Genomic DNA, 4176 nt, shown 5'->3' on the forward strand with positions numbered 1-4176 from the left:
CCACGGTGGGCCGCATGGCCTGCATCCGCGATCCGCAGGGGGCCGCCATCAACATCATCACTTACGAGCCCAGGCCCGCCTGAACGGCCGGCCTCGCGGGGCGCGGATAATCCGCGCCTCGTGAACGAAAAGCTCCCCCCCTCCCAGAGCGCTGCGCCGCGCCGTCCGGCCCGCCCCACGCGCCCCGCCCAGCCGGCGCCGGCGGCGAATCCGCTGCCGCCCATCACCTTCCCCGAATCTTTGCCCGTCAGCGGCAAGCGCGACGAGATCGAGGCCGCCCTGCGCGCGCACCAGGTCATCATCGTCTGTGGCGAGACGGGCTCAGGCAAGACCACGCAGTTGCCCAAGATCGCCATGGCGCTGGGGCGGGGTGGTTGGGGGCAGCCGCGTGATCCGAATGCGCCACGCCACCTGCGGCCCAAGCTGATCGGCCACACGCAACCGCGCCGCATTGCCGCCTCCAGCGTGGCCAAGCGCATTGCTGAAGAGCTGAACACCCCGCTGGGTGAGGTGGTGGGCTACAAGGTCCGCTTCCAGGATCGCATCCAGCCTGGTGCCAGCGTCAAGCTGATGACCGACGGCATCCTGCTGGCCGAGACCCAGGGTGATCCGGACCTCAAGGCCTACGACACCATCATCATCGACGAGGCGCACGAACGCAGCCTCAACATCGATTTCCTGCTGGGCTACTTGCGTCAGTTGCTGCCGCGCCGGCCTGATCTGAAGATCATCGTGACCTCGGCCACGATCGATGCCGAGCGCTTTGCCAAGCACTTCGAATCCGCCAAGGGGCCGGCGCCGGTCATCATGGTGTCGGGCCGGCTGTTCCCGGTGGAGCAGCGTTACCGGCCGTTCGAGGAAAGCCGCGAATACGGCCTGAACGAGGCCATCACCGATGCAACGGACGAACTCTGGCGCGAGGGGAGCGGCGACATCCTCGTGTTCCTGCCCGGCGAGCGCGAGATCCGCGAGGCGGCAGACCACCTGCGCAAGCACTTCGCGCATCACCGCGTCACGGCCAACATCCTGCCGCTGTTTGCGCGTCTGAGCCAGCAAGAGCAGGACGAGGTCTTCAAGACCGGCGGCGGGCGGCGCATCGTGCTGGCCACCAACGTGGCCGAAACCTCCTTGACCGTGCCGGGCATCCGTTATGTGATCGATTCGGGCATGGCGCGCGTCAAGCGCTATTCCTTCCGCAACAAGGTCGAGCAACTGCAGATCGAGCCGATCAGCCAGGCCGCCGCCAACCAGCGTGCCGGGCGATGCGGCCGGGTGGCCAACGGCATCTGCATCCGTCTGTATGACGAGAAAGACTTCAATGCGCGGCCACGCTTTACCGACCCCGAAATCCTGCGGTCATCCCTGGCGGGGGTGATCCTGCGGATGAAGTCCCTGCATCTGGGCCTGGTGGACGACTTCCCCTTCATCGAGCCGCCGCTGCGCAAGGCCATTGCCGACGGCTATCAGTTGCTCAACGAGCTGGGCGCGGTTGATGACAACAACGAGATCACGAAGCTGGGCATGGACCTGGCCCGCCTGCCGCTGGACCCGCGTGTGGGCCGCATGATCCTGGAAGCCAAGGACAGACAGGCGCTGGCCGAAGTGCTGGTGATCGCCGCGAGTTTGAGCGTGCAGGATGTGCGCGACCGGCCCATCGACCAGCAACAGCAGGCTGACACCAAACACAAGCAGTTCGACGATGAGAAGTCGGAGTTCATGGGCACGCTCAAGCTGTGGAAATGGCTGGATGAGTCGCGGGGCGGGCATGGGCACCACGAGCCCGGCCAACCCGAGAAGCACAAGCTCAGTCACCGCAAGTACGAGCAACTGCTGCGCGATAACTACATCAACCCGCGCCGCGTGCGCGAGTGGAAGGACGTCTACACGCAACTGCACACCGTGGTGGCCGAACACAACTGGCGCCTCAATGGTTCGCCAGCAACCTATGAGCAGGTGCACCTGTCCTTGTTGTCGGGCCTGCTGGGTAACATCGGCTGCAAGAGCGACGAGGAAGACTGGTACCTGGGTGCACGCGGCATCAAGTTCTACAAGCACCCCGGTGCCAACCTGAGCAAGAAGCCGGGGCGCTGGATCCTGGCGGCTGAACTGGTGGAGACCACGCGCCTGTTCGGGCGGGGCATTGCCAACATCGATCAGCAATGGCTGGTGTTCATGGGCGGGCACCTGCTCAAGAAACAGTTGCTGGAGCCCCATTGGGAAAAGAAGGCCGCCGAGGTGGTGGCGCTGGAGCGGGCCACGCTGTATGGCCTGGTTGTCTACAACAACAAGCGCGTCAACTTTGGCCTGATCGATGCCCCCAAGGCCAGAGAGATCTTCATCCGCGAAGGCCTGGTCAACGACGAGTGGGAAACGCGCCTGCCTTTCCTGGCGGCCAACCGCAAGCTGATCAACCAGGTCGAGCAGCTGGAGCACAAATCCCGCCGCCAGGACGTGCTGGTGGACGACGAGCTGATCTTCGCCTTCTACGATGCCCAGATTCCGCCCGAGGTGATGAGCGGCCACAGCTTCGAGCGCTGGTACAAACAGGCCAGCCGCGAGAACCCGAAGCTGCTTTACCTCAGCCGCGAAGAGCTGATGCGCCATGAGGCAGCGGGCATCACCAGCAGCGCCTTCCCCAAGGTCTTGCGCATTGGCGGGGTGGACTGCGCCACCGCCTATCTGCACGAACCTGGCGATGCCCGCGACGGCGTGACCGTGACCGTGCCCATCTTCGCGCTCAACCAGGTCAGTGACGAAGCCGGTGAATGGCTGGTGCCCGGCATGCTCAAGGACAAGGTGCTGGCCCTGGTCAAGAGCCTGCATCAGAAGCCCCGTGCACGCCTGGTGCCGCTGCCCGATTACGCCGAGTCTTTTGTCGAGTCGGCCGAGTTCGGCAAGGGCAGCCTGATGGATGTGCTGCTCAAGGCCGTGCGCGACAAGACGCAGCTCGACGTCAAGCGCGCTGACTTCAAGCTCGACATGCTCTCGCCGCACCTGTTCATGAACTACCGTGTGGTGGACGAGCATGGCCGCCAGTTGGGCATGGGCCGCAATCTGCCTGCGCTGAAAGCCGAGCTGGGTTCGCTGGCGCGAGGCGCCTTCCAGGCGCTGGCGGCGTTGAAGGCGCAGGCGGTGGTGCAGGGGGGCGATGCAGGGGTATCGAACCAACAGCCCGCTTCTTCGCCATCGCAAGGCAAAGAGATGCCGGCAGCGCAAGGTGGTATCAAGCCTGGCGTTCAGCGTGCGCAAGGCGCAGGCAAGGGCGGTGCAGCGAACGCGGCTGGCGCGGCCGGTGGCAACAAGCCCGCACAATCCGTGCAGCCCTTGACCGACTGGACCTTTGGCGAACTGCCCGAGCTGATGGAGATCCAGCGCGGCGGCCACACCCTGATCGGTTTCCCGGCCTTGATCGACAAGGGCCAGCATGTCGAGATCGAGGTGTTCGATGAGCCCGATGTGGCCGCGGCCAGGCACCGTGCCGGTCTGCGCCGCCTGATCGCCTTGCAGATCCGCGAGCCACTGAAGTATCTGGAAAAGAACATCCCCGATCTGCAGAAGATGGCCATGGCCTACATGAGCCTGGGCACGGCCGATGAGCTGCGCGACCAGATCATCGACGTGGCGCTGGACCGCGCCTATCTGCACGACCCCTTGCCCGCGGATGCGGCCAGCTTCAAGGCGCGCGTGGAAGAAGGCCGCACGCGCCTGAACCTGATCGCGCAGGAGGTGGCGCGCCTGGCCGGCACTGTGCTGACCGAGTACGCGGCTGCTGCGCGCAAGCTCAAGGACTCACGCCCCCCGAAGGACGTCGCCGATGACATCACCGCGCAACTGCAACGCCTGATGCCCAAGCGCTTCGTGACGCTGACGCCCTATACCCAGTTGCAGCACTTCCCGCGCTACCTCAAAGGCATCACCTTGCGGCTCGACAAGCTCAAGGGCGACCCGGCTCGCGATGCACAACGCATGACCGAGCTGCGCCCGCTGGACCAGCGCCTGACGCGCCGATTGAGCGAGTTGAAGGGCACGCACGATGCCCGCCTGGACGAGTTCCGCTGGCTGCTGGAAGAGCTGCGCATCAGCCTGTTCGCGCAGGAGTTGCGCACGCCGCAGCCAGTGAGCGTCAAGCGCCTGGAGAAGGTCTGGTCGCAGATGACGTCCTGACGACGCCTTCTT

1 protein-coding gene is annotated in these 4176 nt (G+C 65.1%); it reads left to right on the forward strand.

The window, feature by feature from the left end; translation table 11 throughout:
- The first annotated feature begins 30 nt into the window (after nucleotides 1–30).
- Complete coding sequence (gene hrpA, locus VFW93_RS13530) at nucleotides 31–4164, forward strand: ATP-dependent RNA helicase HrpA (RefSeq protein WP_414639675.1); 4134 nt, start codon at nucleotides 31–33, stop codon at nucleotides 4162–4164.
- The last annotated feature ends 12 nt before the right edge of the window (nucleotides 4165–4176 follow it).

Source organism: Aquabacterium sp. (assembly GCF_036279675.1).
GTDB lineage: Bacteria > Pseudomonadota > Gammaproteobacteria > Burkholderiales > Burkholderiaceae_C > Aquabacterium.